We start from the raw sequence: 15,823 nt of genomic DNA, 5'->3' as shown, positions 1-15,823 counted from the left end.
GGCCCCCACCTCGTTCAGTGGAAAGACCCTCCGTCGGAAGACCCTCACTCATACAGCGCAAAAACTAGTTCGCCTTTGACGACATCCTTCCCGTGTTGATTGACGGCGGCGACCGCAAAGCGGATCGTTTTCTCATCCTTTTCTTTGACCGTCGCCGTCAATGTGACGACATCGTTTAAAAACACCATCGATTGAAAGCGAACGAAATAATCTTGGACAAACCCTTCTTCGTAGTACGGCGTAAACAGCTTTGCCAAATTTCCCATCGTCCACATGCCGTGGGCGATAATCCCGGGTAGACCAGCTTTTTTCGCCTCTTCATCAATCGTATGGATCGGGTTGTAATCGCCGGATGCGCCGGCATATTTAATCAAATCAAGCCGAGATACCGGCGGAAGCGTCACTTCGGGAAGCGATTGTCCCACTTGCCATTCGCGAATCGTCGTCATACGCTCATCGCCTTTCTTACCGCTTCATTGATGATGATGGTCGAAGTTGATGTGAAAACAAGGTTCCCTTCCGCGTCTTCGCCGTTGTTGGCGATCACCAAAAAACCAAGCTGTCCCATGCTGCTTTGCTTTTCATAGTAATCTTTTACTTCGGCGTAGCAGTACAGCTCTTCACCGACAAAGAGCGGACGCTCGTAATGGAAGCGCTGCTCGCCGTGAATGAGCCCTTTTGCCGGCAGCTTCAATCCTTCAATGACGCCGTAGTCAAACACGCGCGGAAACGTCGGTGGGGCGATATTGCGCCCGTAGCGCGACCGCTTCCCTGTTTCTTCATCCCAATATATCGGATTCGGGTCGCCGATCGCTTCGGCAAATTTTTTCACCGCGCCGCGTTCGACGACGTTTTTGATTTTCTTCGACCGTTTGCCGATCTCTCCTTGGTACATCGTCCGCCCTCCTCGCCTTCAACATTTCGGACCGCCGGCGACATACAGCACTTGGCCGTTGACGAACGATGATTGTTCGTCGGCGAAAAATGCGACCGCGTTGGCGATATCTTCCGGGCGGCCGCTGCGTCCGACCGGGATGGTGGCGACGCTTGCCTGAATGAGCTGCTCAAACGAAATGCCGAGCCGCTCAGCGGTTGCTTTCGTCATGTCAGTCTCAATGAACCCTGGCGCGACGGCGTTTGTCGTAATGCCGAACTTGCCAAGCTCAATCGCCAACGTTTTCGTAAACCCTTGAATGCCGGCTTTCGCCGCCGAATAGTTCGCTTGGCCGCGGTTGCCAAGCGCTGAGGTCGATGAAATGTTGATGATGCGCCCGTATCCTTTTTCAACCATATATTTTTGCGCGGCGCGCGCGCAGTAAAACGCTCCTTTCAAATGGACGTCCATGACGGTTTGCCAGTCGTCGTCGGTCATTTTAAACAGCAAGTTGTCGCGGATGACGCCGGCGTTGTTGACGAGAATATCGAGCGAGCCGAATCGGTCGACGACCTCTTGCATCGTTGTTTCCACTTGTTCGCGGTCGGTGACGCTCGCCACTTTGGCGTAAACGTCATACCCTTTTTCCCGCAGCTCGGCGGCTGTCGCTTCAAGCGCCTCGGCGTTTAAGTCGATGAACGCCACCTTAGCCCCCTCTTCCGCGAAGCGGGTGACGACCGCCTTGCCGATGCCGCGGCTCCCCCCGGTCACAAATGCCACTCTTCCCGCAAATCGTTGGCTCATTTTTTCTCCTCCCTTTCGGTAACGCTTTCATTTTTTAGAGAAACTGTCCGAGTTTGACGTGTCCTTTGATTAAGTTGCGGGCGATAATGAGGCGTTGGATTTCATCCGTGCCGTCATAGATGCGCCATAATCTCGCCTCGCGATACCAGCGCTCGATCGGCATCTCTTTCGTATAGCCCATGCCGCCGTGAATTTGCATGACGCGGTCGATGACGCGATTGCCCATGTTGGCGCCAAACAGCTTCGCCATCGAAGCCAAATGGCGGTTGTCCTCCCCTTGATCGAGCGTAAACGCCGCGTTCAACACGAGCCATTTCGCCGCTTCAATTTCGACAGCGGAATCGGCGATCATCCATTGAATCGCTTGCCGTTCGGCGATCGGCTTGCCGAACGTGACGCGCTCTTTCGCGTAATCGATCGCCATTTGCAATAGCCGCTCCGCCGCCCCGACCGCGCGGGCGCCGACGACCCAGCGGGCGTAGCCGATCCACTCTAAGCCAAGCTTGTAGCCGTGATGCAATTCGCCCAAAATATTTTCCTCCGGCACGCGCACGTTTTCAAAGATCAAACTGGCCGGCGTCGCTGGCCCCATCGTATAGATCGGTTCGGAGCGCCAGCCCATATCGCGGTCAACGATGAAGCACGTCACTCCTTCGCGTCCGTTCGAGGCTCGGTGCCGTTCCTTGTCGGTCACGGCGATGACCATGACAAAGTCAGCGTCATTGCCTCCGGTAATGAACGTTTTCTCCCCATTCAGCACCCACTCATCGCCATCTTTGACCGCCGTCATTTGAATGTTGCGTGTGTCAGACCCCGCACCTGGTTCGGTCATGGCAAAGCACGATTTTTTCTCGCCGTTGATCGTCGGGATCAAATAGTTTTTCTTTTGTTCTTCATTGGCGTAATACAAAATGTTGTCCGCCGACCCGCCAAACTGGAACGGAACGAGCGTTTTTCCGACTTCCATCAGCACAATCGCCTGCATGACGTGGCCAAGATTGGCGCCGCCGTATTCCTCCGGCGTGTTAATCCCCCAAAAACCCGCTTCCTTCGCCTTGAATTGCAGCTCTTTTAATTTTTCTGGCGCAAGCCCTGGCTTTCCTTCCCGCTCGTTGCGCAGCACTTCGTTTTCGAGCGGAATCAGCTCCTTCTCGACAAATTTGCGAATCGCTTTTTGCACCATGCGCTGCTCATCGGTTAAGCGCAAATGCATCGTGAATCCCCTCCGTTTTCTGTTCGCCTTTCCGCCCTGCTCCACCCACTTAAAATACCAACCGGTTGGTATGTTACCTCTATTATATTCAAATGTTCTGAAAAGTACAATACTTTTTATACTTTTTGTCCAACAAGAAAACGTTCCCCCGTTGGCGCAAGATCTGTCCCCCTTGCCATACAACGTTCACTTCTATTATACACTCCCCGTTTGATATGTAGGCGCAAATGGAAACAGGACATCGTTCCTACCTTTCCTGCATGGAAAATCCTCCGAATGGAACAGATGGCAATAAATCATCAGAATAGTAGGAACAAATCGCGATTGGATTCTAGATTCCTATCTTTTATAATGGTTAGTAGAAACATAGAAAGGTGGTTGAAAACGCAGTGAAACGATTATGCGCCGCGATGCTGCTGTTATCCTCGGTACTCTCCGGCCTGCTTCCTGCTGGCCACACGCGCGCTGAAGCAGCGGAGCCGACGGTGAACGTCAAACTCGTAAACTATTTAGGAAATCAAAGTGAAGTAACAATCAAACCGACGGATACATATTCGCTTTCCGGCACAGGCGTCACCTTGAAAGCAAACGTCACCTACCGCGTGAAAACGACGGCCGGCGGCTTGGCTTTACAAGAAGGGACGAAACTCCTTGGCGAGTTTTCGCAGCTGCGCCTCACCCCATCAAAGGCAAATGCCGTGTTGCTCGTCAATGGCCGGGGATATCCAGGGGAGATGACATTCGTAAAAGAAAACGGCCAGTATGTTCGCCCGGTTAACACCGTGCCCGTTGAGGAGTACCTTAAAGGGGTGGTGCCGAACGAAATGCCGGCATCGTGGAACATAGAGGCGTTGAAAGCCCAAGCAGTCGCGGCGCGAACATACGCGCTCAGCTACGCGGGAGCAACGATCGATGACACGATCCGCTATCAAGTATACGGCGGCTATGCACGGTACCCAAACAGCACGAAAGCGGTCGAGGAAACGTACGGGCAGGTGCTGAAATACAACGGCAGGCTGATCAGCGCCGTCTTTTCCGCCAGCAACGGCGGGAAAACAGAATCGAACGCCAACGCTTGGGGCGGAACGCCGCTACCAATTTTCCCGATCAAAGAAGATCCGTACGACAATGCCGTTTCGTGGGGCTTTACGATCCAAAAAACGCAAATCGATCTGACCGGGAAAAATTTAGCTGACTATGCCGCCTGGTGGGATACAGCAAACGAGACGGATAAGGTAATCACAAACAACATCAAAACATGGATGAAAGCAAACGGCTATAACGGCAAGGAAATCAAAATCGTTGCTATCCCGAAACTGTCGCTGTACGCACCGCTTTCCGGCGGCCGCGTCTCGAAAGGCGATATTGCGATCGACTACATCGCCAAGGGCGATACGGATAACGATGGCGCGCTCGCTGTCCGCCGCTTGGAGCTGATCGGCGTCCCGGCAGCAAAAATCCGTGCCCTCATCGGCAATCGCGTCATCCTCAGTTATCTCGTCACTGAAGTGAAAGAAACGGATCGGTCGATTACCGTAAGCGGAAAGGGAGACGGTCATGGCGTCGGCATGAGCCAATACGGGGCGAAAAAAATGGGTGAACTTGGCAAGAAATATACAGAAATTTTAGATTTTTATTATCCAGGCGCCTTGCTCACGACCGCTTACACGAAAGCGGAACAGATCGAGCCGCCAACAGCCGAGCCGCTGCCGCCCAATGCCGGAAACACACCGCCGACGCCAACGGCGCCGCCTGCCCCGACACCAGCCGATACAAAGGCGCCGATCATTAAGGACGTCAAGGCTGTGTACGTCCCCAAAACGAATCAGCTCAGCGTCCGCTACGCCATCAACGAAGAAGCGGCGGTCACGATTTACGTTAAAAATGCAAGCGGAAAAATCGTCCAATACATTCAAAAAGACGTCAAACAAAAGTCGGGAAGCTATACAACCATTTGGACCGTCGGCAGCAATCGCAACGGCAAATACACGTTTGGCATCATCACCAAAGATGCGGCTGGCAATGTTTCATCTGCTGTCGCCAGCGCCGTTGTGAACAAAGCAGTCGCCCCGCCGAAAGTGAACAGCGTTGGTGACCGGAGTTCAACGGTAACCGGCACAGCGGAGGCCGGAGCGACCATAGTGGTGAAAGCCGGGACAAAAACGTACAAAGCAACCGCGAAAACAAACGGATCGTTTGCCGTAGCCATTCCGCGGCAAAAAGCAGGAACGGTGCTGACGGTGACAGCCATTGACCGCGCCGGCAATCCAAGCCAGTCCGTCCGCCTCACGGTCAAAGACAACACGCCGCCCCCGGCGCCAAAACTGAACTCAATCACTAGCCGACAAAGTATCCTCACCGGCAAAGCGGAAGCCGGCGCCACTATCACGGTCAAAATCGGCACAAAAACATACAAAACAGCCGCGCGTAAAGACGGCGCCTTCTCCGTTGCCATCGGCCGGCAAAAAACGAAAACTGTGCTGATCGTCACCGTTGCCGACCGCGCCGGCAATGTCAGCGCGCCGGTGAAAGTGCAAGTTCGATGACAAAGCGCTGATCTAAAAACGATCTACCCTAACATCATAGCGTGACAGAAGCAGACAGTGCTTGTATATAGCAATAAGAGAGGGTGTCCCAGTCCTTTTTGGACACCCTCTTTGCTCCTTTGCTCGTCCCTTTTTATAAAATTTGAATGGACACCGGATAAACGTATGGATGCGGCGGCGGGGAAACCACCTTCCAACGCTCTGCAGCGATGACTGGAACGGCAGCTCCGTGAGATCGTACTATTTGTAGCCTCCCCTCTATTTCGAGCCACATATCCTGTTTATACTGACCTGCTTCGCTAAATTCAACTAAAAATCCAATCACGCTCGCATCAGCTAAGCAATGAGTGATAAGAAACCTAGATAGAATAAGTTGATGTGGCTTCAATCCGTCTTCCTTATACACAAATCCTGTCAGTTTGATTTTTCTTCCATCATATCGTTCAGGATGGGTTTGGATCTCCTCATAATAAGGAGCAAACAGTTCATTGTCCATCTCAATTACTGGGGCTGTTTTTAACCAGTCCATTTTCTCGTTATACTCTTTTTCGGAAAGATGATGCCCGCCCGTCCCCTCACCGCTCTGGCGATTAGCGGCCGGCGAATTTGGTTGCCGCTCGCTCCCCTCGACCGGAAGCTGAATCACCCCTTTTTTTTGTGCCAGTGAAGCGTCTAAAATGACCGGAGGAAACGCAAAACCAGCCAACAGAGGAAAGAGAAGAATGCATGTACTGACAGCATTCGCTCTCATGGAACTTATTGAATGACTATGCTCGCACCCGTCATGGCAGTGATGATCATGAGGGTTCTGCTCCCATATACGGAAAAGCTGGACAAGTAGCAGCACGACAAACAAGATAGCAGCCAGCTGACTTACCCATACATACTTCGGATTGACATACTTAGTAATGTCACCAGTAATATGGAGGTAAATAAAAAAGAGGGAAAAACTCGCCAACATGACAGCTTGGCTGAACATCCACCAACGAAATCGCATTCGTTCACCACCCTTGAATCATGTTCGCCACCCATACGCTCAACCATACAACCGCTGTAACCAACATAAGCAAAACAACGACAAACCTCGCCCGGAAAACATTAAACAGCATGATCGTATTTTTTAAGTCAATCATCGGGCCGTAGATTAAAAACGCGAGGATCGAAGAAGTGGAAAAAATGTTTCTAAACGAGGCAGCAATGAAGGCGTCAGCCTCCGAACATAAAGACAAAAAATAGGCCAACCCCATCATTGTAAGCATCTCACCGGCGTCACCGCCGCCAAACAAAAGGAGCGACTCCGTATGTACATGCGTCTGCACCCAAGCGGCGACACACGCGCCGATCATTAGATACTTTCCTGTATCAAAAAACTCATCAATGGAATGTTTCAGCATTTCTTCGAACCGATAAAACAATGAAGTTGATTTGCGCCTTTGCACCGGTAAGGAGACAGGTCGCCTCAGCTGATTCGAGGAAAAGAACAGACTGATGCTCCACGCAATCAACAGCGCGGCCGCAAAACCAAGCCCCATTCGCCATCCCGCGATCGTAGCATCGTTTCCAAACGCCATATACGTCGATAAGATGACGATTGGATTAATCAGGGGACCGGTTAAGAGAAATCCTACTGCCGCCCCTAACGGCACGCCTTTGCTAACCAGCTTTCGCACAATCGGAACAATCCCACACTCACACGCCGGAAAAAGAGCCCCAACCACACATCCCATCGCAACAGCCTTAAAAGAATGGGCAGGAATCCAGCGCCGAATATGCTCCTCGGTTACAAAAATTTGAATCGCCCCTGCTACAATAACACCAATGAGGACAAACGGAAGTGCCTCGATCACCATACTTAAAAAAATAGTCACAAACTGTCGAAACGAGTCCGGAATCTCTGCCGCCCATAACCCCCCAAACCACTGGCTAAACACGATCAAATACGCTGCGACCCCTATAACCACAATCCCCGTCATATCGATCAACATTGAAGAAAACAAGCGCCTCATTCCTCTTCCCCTCCCCCGCAGCCATGTGTTAAGACATTTTTCACTTAACCTAGGAGGCCGGTGATTGGTGATTGACTCGTGATACGGCTTTGCCATCTCATTTCCCAACTAGAAAAATTTTGTTGCCTCGATCCTAATTTTCACGCGTCTCCCCATTGATGAAGGGAAGCCGCGGTTTTTCACCGACCTTGTAGTCTAAGTTGGAATAAAGAATGACTGATTTTATGTTTCGGTTTCGTCCAAATACAAGCGGATATGTATAAAACGATGAATGATCATCTAGATGAAAAACCGACTTTCAACTGAACATAATTAGGACATAAACGAACCGATGTACGTCGATTTATTGTATTAAAGCGTAACCATTCCTATTTATAAACGATATGTCGGACTGCCCGATTACATGTCCACTTTTATACGACAAGTTTTTCTTTCAACCCTTCTTGAAATACGTACTAGCCCACTTTATTCTTGACTACGTATGAGTCGTTCTTTCACTCGGCCGGTAAAGGAGGACGCAGGCAATTACTATATACATGCTCATTGAAAAATGAACATTTGGCTTCTCCTGCAACGAACTTCCTCTTCCATGGCTCAGCTTGCAGGTTGAGTCTACAGGATCTTTGGAAAAAATGATGCAGCGCGTAGGGTGTGCAGGATAACGGAGAGGCGAACTCTTTATGTTGCATATATCACCACAACATGTACTTGACAGACGGTACACTTCTCTGTACAAATGTATGCAAAACACGACTTGTTTTCTGTTCTTTCTTGGATGCATCAGTAAGAGATGTGTGATGAAAAAATCAAGTGCAGCTTTTGGTAAAGAGCAAAAAATAATGTAAAGTCGCGAAATGTGAGTGAACAGCAAACCCGCTTCCCAAAAACAAAGCCAATCTACGAAAAATCGCAAGCACATGCATCGGTTGCGGACAACACAATGCTTAAGTGGTTGTGTGATTGAAGGGCGCCGACAGTAAAAAACCTCGCTTCCGCATGAAGCGAGGCTACCGTAAATTAAACCCTTTCCCCTCGACAAATTCTTTCATGTACATCCGGACCGAGCGGCTCAGCATATCGGCCATCTGCCCCGTCCATGTATCGCGGCGGCGTCCGTTTGTCCGCTGCTCATAATACGCCGAAACCGTGTCGTTGTAGCGCTGCAACTGTTCGAGGAACGGAGCGCGATCTTGGTTGTATTCGTCCTCATGATAAACGTGCGCAAACGGCAGCCGCGGCTTGCGGTCCGGCGTTTGCGCCGGATAACCGACGGCAAGGCCAAACAGCGGAATGACTCGTTTCGGCACGTTTAAGAGCGCACACACGTCCGGCAAGTTGTTGCGCAATCCGCCGATATAGCAGATGCCAAGCCCCATCGACTCGGCGGCGATGGCGGCGTTTTGCGCCGCTAACGCGGTATCGATGAGCGCCACCATAAACTTTTCCGTGCTCTCAAGCGACGGGATCACGTCTTTTCCTTCAAGCTCCCCGATGAGTTCATGGCGATGAAAATCGGCGCAAAAGACAAAGAAATGGCCGTTATGCTCGACATAAGACTGATTTCCCGAAAGCTCGGCGAGCTTCCGTTTTTTCTCCGGATCTTTCACCCCAATGATCGAGTACGCCTGAATGTAGCTTGACGTCGACGCCGCTTGGGCGCATTCAACGATCGTACGAATTTGTTCATCCGTGAGCGGCCGATTTTCGAAGCGACGGATCGAGCGATGTTGCAAAATCGTTTCGATAACGGGATTCATCTTGTACACACCCTCCTGTACAATGAATAGCTTGCCATCCATGATTATCATAGCAAAAAAGAAAGAGCCGAAAAAACGATCGGCTCTTTCCTGTCATTACTGTCCAAACCGCCCTTCTTGGTAATCGCGGATCGCTTCGCGGATTTGTTCCGGCGTGTTCATGACAAACGGCCCGTAAGCGACGACCGGTTCGTTTACCGGCTCGCCGGCGTAAAGAAGGAGGCGCAATTTTTCATTGGCGGTCACGCTCAGCTCCGTTTCCTCGCCGCGGTCGTGGCGGCTTAGCAACAACACTTGCCCCGCTTTCCCTTCCGTGCGGTCAGCACCGAACGTGCCGCTTCCTTCTAAAATATACAAAAAACCGTTGTAATGGCCCGGCAAATCTTGGGCGACGGTAACTCCCGGTTCAACCGTCATTTCGACCATCGTCACCGGAACGATATTTTTCGTCGGCGCTTTGACACCTTTCGATGACCCGGAAAAGACGCGGATCGTTGCCCCCTCTTCCTTGCGCACAGGCATGTCTTTGGCGCGCAAGTTTTGGTAGCGCGGCTCGGTCATTTTATGCGCGCTCGGCAAGTTGATCCATAGCTGAAGGCTGTGCACGGTCGAACCGGGCGCCGGATCTTCCTTATGGACGACGCCGCGGCCGGCGGTCATCCATTGCACATCCCCGGGTCCGAGCGTGCCGTGACCGGCTTTGCTGTCGAAATGTTCGAGTTCGCCGCTGATCACGTACGTGACCGTCTCAATGCCGCGGTGCGGGTGAACATCAAAGGCGCCCCGCTGAAAAATATCCTCCATCAATAGCAAAAACGGGTCATACTCTTGCCAATTCCCAGGCTCGAGCACTGGGCCACTTTGGTGAATCGGACTGTGGGCGGTCATTTGCACCGTCTTGATATGACGAATGTGGCGTTGAACAGCCATAACGTCTCCTCCTCGTTTTCCATATCGAATCCAATCGGATTAGAGAGAGCCGGCCATCGCCAATCGCTCCCTTTCCCCCATCGTATCCGATCCCACCAAAAACAGGCAAATGATCTGCTCAACAGCCAGGCGCCGCCGGGGCAGACCAAAATAAGGTTCATCACCACAGCGTGTACTTGACAAGTGAGACTTCGTTTCATGTCACCATGTATAAAATTGTTGATTTACTGTTTTTTTCAGAAAAGATCCATGGGCGGCGATCTTCCCTCCACCCGAGGATGAAAATCCGCGCCAGTTCGGCATTTTCACGGAAGGAAGTATGGCATGTTTTGAAACAGTCAAGCACACCTTTTAGCGAAGAGCCCAAAACAAAAACCTGCCGGAAATCGGCAGGTTGACGTTCCTATGTACAATGGCGGAGGAAGAGGGATTCGAACCCCCGCGGGCTGTGACACCCCTAGCGGTTTTCGAAACCGCCCCCTTCAGCCAGACTTGGGTATTCCTCCGTACGAAAATGGAGCCTATCGGATTCGAACCGATGACCTCCTGCGTGCGGGGCAGGCGCTCTCCCAGCTGAGCTAAGGCCCCAAGCAAGGATCGGGAAGACAGGATTTGAACCTGCGACCTCACGGACCCGAACCGTGTGCTCTACCAAGCTGAGCTACTTCCCGTTGATTGCTTACCCTTGCGACAATTTTTATTTTATATGAACCTCGCAAGAAAGTCAATGATTTTTTATCACTTTTCCCCACCGCCCGGGCTTGACAGGTTTTCCACCGCCTGCTGCATAGCGGCCCCCCTTTTTTTCCTATACTAAAAAAAACACGGCGATCGGACGCAACGCGGAAACGTTCCATGGTCAACGGTTTCCCCTCCACCTAGGGATGAAAACGACCGCTTGCTGCACGACATGTTCGCGGAAAAGGGGGAGAGCCCATGAAATTCATCCCGCCGGCGCGGCGCAAACGAGCATATTTGTCACAGTTTACCACCACCAACCTCCATTTGCGCCATCCGCTTGTCGTCGCCTTTTTTTCCTTTTCGTTTCCCGGATTCGGCAATTTGATGCTGCACCGTTACGCCACGGCTTTTATTTTAATCGTTTGGGAGCTGTTTATCAATACAAAAGCGCACGTCAACGCCGGAATATTGTACTCGCTCCTCGGCGATTTCGAAAAGGCCAAAGCCGTTCTTGATGAGCGATGGCTGATGTTTTATGTCGCCATTTACATATACGGAATCTGGGACAGCTATCGCGGCGCCGTTGACATGAACAAGCTGTATTTGCTCGCTGACCGGGAAGACGCACCCATTCCCCCGCTGCGAATGGGGGGATGGGACATCAATTACTTGGACAAACGTAAGCCGTGGCTGGCGCTCGCTTGGTCGGTGCTCGCCCCCGGCCTCGGCCATTTGTACGTTCATAAGGTGATTGCTGGTTTGTTTCTGTTCGGCTTTACCATTATCGTTTCCTATTTTGCCCGCTTGCCCGAAGCGATCATTTATACGCTCACCGGCCGCTTTGATGAGGCGGTGCGCATCGTGAATATGCAATGGGCGCTGTATTTGCCTTCCATTTATTCGTTTGTCTTCTACGATGCGTACGTTTCAGCCGTCGAATACAACAAGCTGTTTGAAAAAGAGCTGTCCAACTATTTGCGCCGCCGCTGCCAACCGAAACCATTTCGATGGCCTATTTGATCAGGAGGCTTTCTATGATTGTCGTTGCCACTTTTGAAAACCATTTGTTCGTCGAACTGGTAATTTCCGCTTTGCGCGAAAAAGGAGTTCCTCCACACCATCTGTTCGCCGTTCCGCTTGACGGCCGCCCGGAGCCGCCGCAGCTGTTAGATACGATCCACCGCGCGGACGGCTTGAGCTTTCTCGATCTAGCGGCGATTTTCGGGACGTGTTTCATGCTGCTTGGTTCGATTTACGGCTATGTATTAACATGGGGACCGATCATTTGGGGGGTGATCGGGGCGGTGGTCGGCATCTCGTTCGGCCTGTTGTTGAAATGGGGGCTCAACCGAAACACGGCGCGCCGGCAAACGAACAGGCGCGCGGAAATCGTTCTCCTCATCCGCTGTGATGAAACGCAGTGGCCGATGATCGAGCGGCTGTTATGGAATCATCATGCGCTCGGCCTCGCCGGCATCGACGATGAAAAGAGAGCGCGCCAATGACGGTCGCCATGGCGCCCGCAACATAAGATGCTAACGCGCCTCGCTTTGCCGATGTACCACGCCTTCCCGTTTTGGTCCGCCCGATGCCGGCAGCCTACCTTTCCCGTTTTGGAAGATTCACCGCTCCCGTCGAGGTGCAACCTTTTTAATACACGTCGCGCCGTGCAAAGACAACAAAAGCGACAGCGAGAGCCATAAGTCCCCACACGGCCAGCACCGTCATGGAAAAGCCGAGCGTCATTCCTTCAATCGGAGGAGCGGCGCCTTTCAAGTAATCGGTGAGCCGCAAATTGACCATAAACAAATACTTTGCGGACTGCCATGACGACACCATGTTCGACAAAATGGCGCCCGAAATGAGAGCCGCCAGCATCACTCCCATCACCGCCGCTGTGCTCCGAAACAGCACGGAAAGCATCAATGTCAACGTGCCGACGACCGTGCTGACAAACGCGGCTAACCCAAACTCCATCAAAATGTATTTCCATTGTGGAATCATATGCACATTGTCCGTATTCAAGTCCTCGCCTTGGGGAACAAAACCGGTCAACAACGGCAAATGAAAGCCGCCATACCCGAATACAAGGCCGGAGATGGCATACGACAGCACCGCTGTTGTCAGCATAATAAACGACACGGACAGCAGCAAAGCGATATATTTGCTAAGCAGCACTTTCCACCGTTTGACCGGTCGGACGAGAAGCAGCTTGATCGTTCCAGCGCTCGCCTCCGAGGAGACAAGATCGGCCGCCACCACCATGACGAGCAGCGGCAAAAACAAGTCGATGGCGTTTTCGATAAACGTGCGCATAAACGTCGGCGCCCCTGGGGCGGACGGATTCACGTTGTGCTCTAAGTAATACTGTTGCTGCTTGAGGCGGATTTGTAAATATTTGCGCCACTCCTCGGACATGCTCGGCGACTGGAGGCGATTTTGCAAGTCAACGATTTGCTGCTGCAGCTGCGTCCGCCAGTCGGTCGTGCCGAGCCGTTTTCTCAACTCTTCCGTCTCCCGATATTGAGCGTATGTAAATAAGGCGACGAGCACCGCCACAATGGCGGCGATCACCCATAGCCGCTTTTTGCGGACGATTTTCAGCATTTCATTGTACACAAGCTTACTCAATCGTTTCGCCCCCTGTCAGCTCGATAAATAAATCTTCGAGCGTCGGCAGCCGCGGTTCAATGTGAGCTACCGCCACGCCGGCGTGGACGAGCTTAGCGTTCCAGTCAGCGAGCTTGGCCGGCTCATACGGCGTGACAATCTCCTCCCCGTCCGCCCGCAGCACCTCCGTCTCCTCAGCGAGCAGCGCCTGCGCCTTGTCAGCCGGAGCGACTTTCCAAACAACGCGCGCTTGTTCGTTTAACAGCCGCTCGACTGTATCAACAGCCAGCAGGCGCCCTTTCGCCATAATAGCGACGCGGTCGCACATGAGCTGAATTTCGCTTAACAAGTGCGACGACACGAGAACGCTCAGCCCTTCCGTTTCCGCCAAAAAGCGGATGAAGGCGCGCATTTCACGAATGCCGGCCGGATCAAGGCCGTTGGTCGGTTCATCCAAAATGAGCACCTTCGGCTTCCCGAGCAGCGCTTGGGCGATGCCAAGCCGCTGCCGCATGCCGAGCGAATACGTGCTTACCCGGTCGTGAATGCGCTGCTCGAGCCCAACGAGCTTCGCCACTTCCATGATTCGATCGGCGCCGATTCCCGGCATCATACGGGCGAAATGTTCAAGGTTTTCCCACCCGGTTAAGTACGGGTACATTTCCGGATTTTCGACGATGCAGCCGATTTGGCGGATCGCCTCGGTAAACTGGCGGTGAAGATCATACCCGCCAATCATCACCGTCCCTGACGTCGGGCGAATGAGCCCAACGAGCATGCGGATCGTCGTCGTTTTGCCCGCGCCGTTCGGCCCTAAAAAACCGAACACTTCCCCTTCGTGCAAAGCAAACGAAACGCCTCGGATAATTTCTTTGCCGCGGATCGTTTTCCGCAGTTCATGGACCGCTAGTGTCACCGGTTTCATCATCAGCGATTCTCCTCCGTCAGCGTAATCAGCGAAGCGACACGCTCTCCGATTCGTTTGTATCCTTCTTGGTTTGGGTGGAAATGATCGCTGTACAAATAGTCGTTGACGTGCAAAGCAAACAGATCAAACGTTGGCACCGCGACGACGTTCGGATAGCGAGCTGCCACTTCCGCCGTGACAAAATTCCAGTCGCGGACGACGGCGGACGTGCGTTTGGCATCGCCTAAATCGCTGAACGGGTTGTATAAGCCGATCGCCAAAATGACGGCATCGGTGTTGAAGCGCCGAAGCATGGCAAAAATGCGGTCAAGGTTCGCCGCATACTGCCGTTTTGCCGCGTTCAGCTCTTTTTCATTCAGCCGAAGCGCTTCCCCGCCCCGAAACAGATCGTTGCCGCCGATCGTCATGACGATCAGATCGGCCATGGCGATTTGCCGCTGAATCTCAGGCTGGCCGAGCTGGCGAAGCAAGCCATCGGAGCGCAGGCCACGAACCGCCAAGTTCGTAACGCGAATCGGCGCCTCCGTCTGCTTTCGCAGCTCATCGACCATATAGCCGACATACCCTTTGCCGCTTTCATCGCCCGTCCCCCGCGTCAACGAGTCGCCTAAAGCGACGATATCGATATCGCCATCGCCCTTCTTTGCCCCGTGGACCGAGGGCTGCGTTTGCTCCGGGGGCTTAGAGGGGGGAGCGAGCTGGTCTTGCACGGCCAACACGAGCCCGCCAAGCCAAAGCGCTGCTGACATGGCGGCAGCCGCGATCACAAGCCCCACAACGCCCAGTCGCATACCATTCACCTCATTTCATTTGCTTTGTCGCTGCCTTTCACCATCGGTTTCAGCATCGTTAGTTTGCTCCGGCCGCCGTTTTATTCGCCAACGTTTTGGATTTGGATTCCAGTACTTCCTCAGCTTTGCCGCTGCTTCCTTTCCCACCAGCCATGCCCCGGCCCAAAACAACATTTCGGCGAGCATAACGGCGCTCGTCACCACCAATGCCTTGACGGAAGCGGAAAACGGCAAAAATGGAGCGATCGGCGGAACGACCCAAACAACGAACGAGGCGATGATCAGTCCGACACCGATGCGCTGCCTAGCGGACGGCTTTCGCTTCACTCTTTCGCCCCCTTTTGCCTGAATGACAAAAGCAAACACTCACGTATTTCCACTCTAACATATTATCCTCGTTTTCCAAAACGGTTCGCTTGGCTTCCCATGCGCGCCGGCAAGAAGGAGAGCTCGCTTCAACGCCGTCCGCCCGCAGCATAGGGCAGAATCGAAGAAGAGGGTGTTCCCAAAGGATCGGAACACCCTCTCTCATTGCTATATGACACTAAACACCCTCTCCACACTATATGCTGTGTCTTTCTTGAGAGGAGACCGCCTTTTGGGTCATTCCCCCATGATTTACTCGCGCAATCGCTTCTCGGAATCGTTTCCTAAGTAGAAAAAACTTGTTACATCAGCCTCTA

The 15,823-nt window shown here is 52.5% G+C and carries 15 protein-coding genes and 3 tRNA genes; 3 read left to right on the top strand and 15 right to left on the bottom strand.

Annotated elements, in window-relative coordinates; genetic code table 11:
* Window positions 1-44 precede the first annotated feature (44 nt).
* The 4 genes from GC56T2_RS08170 to GC56T2_RS08155 are packed head-to-tail and all read right to left on the bottom strand — an operon-like array spanning window position 45 to window position 2,891.
* Window positions 45-449 (bottom strand): MaoC family dehydratase, encoded by a 405-nt coding sequence (locus GC56T2_RS08170; RefSeq protein ID WP_144974375.1) that lies wholly within the window; start codon window positions 447-449, stop codon window positions 45-47.
* On the bottom strand, window positions 446-895 hold the full coding sequence (locus GC56T2_RS08165; RefSeq protein WP_033022602.1) for a MaoC family dehydratase N-terminal domain-containing protein: 450 nt from the start codon (window positions 893-895) through the stop codon (window positions 446-448). The genes GC56T2_RS08170 and GC56T2_RS08165 overlap by 4 nt, the downstream gene beginning before the upstream one ends.
* A gap of 18 nt (window positions 896-913) precedes the next feature.
* On the bottom strand, window positions 914-1,678 hold the full coding sequence (locus GC56T2_RS08160; RefSeq protein ID WP_033022603.1) for a beta-ketoacyl-ACP reductase: 765 nt from the start codon (window positions 1,676-1,678) through the stop codon (window positions 914-916).
* A 34-nt stretch (window positions 1,679-1,712) separates the two neighbouring features.
* Window positions 1,713-2,891 carry an acyl-CoA dehydrogenase family protein gene (locus GC56T2_RS08155; RefSeq protein WP_033022604.1) on the bottom strand — a complete coding sequence of 393 codons (1,179 nt, stop codon included), beginning with the start codon at window positions 2,889-2,891 and terminating at the stop codon, window positions 1,713-1,715.
* 389 nt (window positions 2,892-3,280) lie between these two features.
* Here GC56T2_RS08155 and GC56T2_RS08150 point away from each other — a divergent pair, with 389 nt between their 5' ends.
* The gene (locus GC56T2_RS08150) at window positions 3,281-5,437 is read left to right on the top strand and encodes a SpoIID/LytB domain-containing protein (RefSeq protein WP_144974373.1); all 2,157 of its coding nucleotides are present in this window, start codon (window positions 3,281-3,283) and stop codon (window positions 5,435-5,437) included.
* Window positions 5,438-5,570: 133 nt separating this feature from the next.
* Here the strand turns inward: GC56T2_RS08150 and GC56T2_RS08145 are convergent, their stop codons facing one another.
* The 7 genes from GC56T2_RS08145 to GC56T2_RS08115 form a co-directional block, all read right to left on the bottom strand.
* Window positions 5,571-6,434, bottom strand: coding sequence for a TIGR03943 family putative permease subunit (locus GC56T2_RS08145; protein WP_144974371.1), 864 nt, complete (start codon window positions 6,432-6,434; stop codon window positions 5,571-5,573).
* A 4-nt stretch (window positions 6,435-6,438) separates the two neighbouring features.
* Window positions 6,439-7,443, bottom strand: a complete 1,005-nt coding sequence (locus tag GC56T2_RS08140; protein ID WP_144977152.1) for a permease — start codon at window positions 7,441-7,443, stop codon at window positions 6,439-6,441.
* Between the two features lie 1,007 nt (window positions 7,444-8,450).
* Complete coding sequence (nfsA, locus tag GC56T2_RS08135; RefSeq protein ID WP_144974369.1) at window positions 8,451-9,200, bottom strand: oxygen-insensitive NADPH nitroreductase; 750 nt, start codon at window positions 9,198-9,200, stop codon at window positions 8,451-8,453.
* A gap of 96 nt (window positions 9,201-9,296) precedes the next feature.
* A complete protein-coding gene (locus tag GC56T2_RS08130) occupies window positions 9,297-10,130 on the bottom strand; it encodes a pirin family protein (protein WP_033022612.1) in 834 nt (277 codons plus the stop codon).
* 413 nt (window positions 10,131-10,543) lie between these two features.
* Window positions 10,544-10,636: transfer RNA gene (locus tag GC56T2_RS08125), tRNA-Ser, on the bottom strand.
* Between the two features lie 9 nt (window positions 10,637-10,645).
* Window positions 10,646-10,718: transfer RNA gene (locus tag GC56T2_RS08120), tRNA-Ala, on the bottom strand.
* Between the two features lie 9 nt (window positions 10,719-10,727).
* A tRNA-Pro gene (locus GC56T2_RS08115) sits at window positions 10,728-10,801 on the bottom strand.
* A 265-nt stretch (window positions 10,802-11,066) separates the two neighbouring features.
* On the opposite strand from GC56T2_RS08115, the gene GC56T2_RS08110 reads away from it, so the two are divergent.
* Entirely contained in the window at window positions 11,067-11,831 is a 765-nt protein-coding gene (locus tag GC56T2_RS08110) for a hypothetical protein (RefSeq protein ID WP_033843884.1), read from the top strand.
* 14 nt (window positions 11,832-11,845) lie between these two features.
* Window positions 11,846-12,316: a hypothetical protein gene (locus tag GC56T2_RS08105; RefSeq protein ID WP_144974367.1), complete on the top strand. Its 471-nt coding sequence runs from the start codon at window positions 11,846-11,848 to the stop codon at window positions 12,314-12,316.
* Between the two features lie 145 nt (window positions 12,317-12,461).
* On the opposite strand, the gene GC56T2_RS08100 is transcribed toward GC56T2_RS08105, so the two are convergent.
* The 4 genes from GC56T2_RS08100 to GC56T2_RS08085 are packed head-to-tail and all read right to left on the bottom strand — an operon-like array spanning window position 12,462 to window position 15,467.
* The gene (locus tag GC56T2_RS08100; RefSeq protein ID WP_144974365.1) at window positions 12,462-13,442 is read right to left on the bottom strand and encodes an ABC transporter permease; all 981 of its coding nucleotides are present in this window, start codon (window positions 13,440-13,442) and stop codon (window positions 12,462-12,464) included.
* Window positions 13,435-14,349, bottom strand: a complete 915-nt coding sequence (locus GC56T2_RS08095) for an ABC transporter ATP-binding protein (protein WP_144974363.1) — start codon at window positions 14,347-14,349, stop codon at window positions 13,435-13,437. Before GC56T2_RS08095 ends, GC56T2_RS08100 begins: the two co-directional genes overlap by 8 nt.
* Entirely contained in the window at window positions 14,349-15,140 is a 792-nt protein-coding gene (locus tag GC56T2_RS08090) for an SGNH/GDSL hydrolase family protein (RefSeq protein ID WP_144974361.1), read from the bottom strand. The genes GC56T2_RS08095 and GC56T2_RS08090 overlap by 1 nt, the downstream gene beginning before the upstream one ends.
* Window positions 15,141-15,155: 15 nt before the next feature.
* A complete protein-coding gene (locus GC56T2_RS08085; protein ID WP_144974359.1) occupies window positions 15,156-15,467 on the bottom strand; it encodes a transporter suffix domain-containing protein in 312 nt (103 codons plus the stop codon).
* Window positions 15,468-15,823: the final 356 nt, after the last annotated feature.

This window comes from Geobacillus sp. C56-T2, assembly GCF_007829715.1.
Lineage (GTDB): Bacteria > Bacillota > Bacilli > Bacillales > Anoxybacillaceae > Geobacillus > Geobacillus icigianus.
The sequence above is the reverse complement of the archived record's forward strand: the minus strand, read 5'-3'. Positions and strand labels throughout refer to the sequence as shown.

What these genes read in the sequence shown, in the direction of transcription:
- GC56T2_RS08130 (WP_033022612.1), bottom strand. Translation starts at nt 10,130, where the DNA reads ATGGCTGTTCAACGCCACATTCGTCATATCAAGACGGTGCAAATGACC.
- GC56T2_RS08105 (WP_144974367.1), top strand. Translation starts at nt 11,846, where the DNA reads ATGATTGTCGTTGCCACTTTTGAAAACCATTTGTTCGTCGAACTGGTA.
- GC56T2_RS08170 (WP_144974375.1), bottom strand. Translation starts at nt 449, where the DNA reads ATGACGACGATTCGCGAATGGCAAGTGGGACAATCGCTTCCCGAAGTG.
- nfsA (WP_144974369.1), bottom strand. Translation starts at nt 9,200, where the DNA reads ATGAATCCCGTTATCGAAACGATTTTGCAACATCGCTCGATCCGTCGC.
- GC56T2_RS08095 (WP_144974363.1), bottom strand. Translation starts at nt 14,349, where the DNA reads ATGATGAAACCGGTGACACTAGCGGTCCATGAACTGCGGAAAACGATC.
- GC56T2_RS08155 (WP_033022604.1), bottom strand. Translation starts at nt 2,891, where the DNA reads ATGCATTTGCGCTTAACCGATGAGCAGCGCATGGTGCAAAAAGCGATT.
- GC56T2_RS08110 (WP_033843884.1), top strand. Translation starts at nt 11,067, where the DNA reads ATGAAATTCATCCCGCCGGCGCGGCGCAAACGAGCATATTTGTCACAG.
- GC56T2_RS08090 (WP_144974361.1), bottom strand. Translation starts at nt 15,140, where the DNA reads ATGCGACTGGGCGTTGTGGGGCTTGTGATCGCGGCTGCCGCCATGTCA.
- GC56T2_RS08145 (WP_144974371.1), bottom strand. Translation starts at nt 6,434, where the DNA reads ATGCGATTTCGTTGGTGGATGTTCAGCCAAGCTGTCATGTTGGCGAGT.
- GC56T2_RS08140 (WP_144977152.1), bottom strand. Translation starts at nt 7,443, where the DNA reads ATGAGGCGCTTGTTTTCTTCAATGTTGATCGATATGACGGGGATTGTG.
- GC56T2_RS08160 (WP_033022603.1), bottom strand. Translation starts at nt 1,678, where the DNA reads ATGAGCCAACGATTTGCGGGAAGAGTGGCATTTGTGACCGGGGGGAGC.
- GC56T2_RS08165 (WP_033022602.1), bottom strand. Translation starts at nt 895, where the DNA reads ATGTACCAAGGAGAGATCGGCAAACGGTCGAAGAAAATCAAAAACGTC.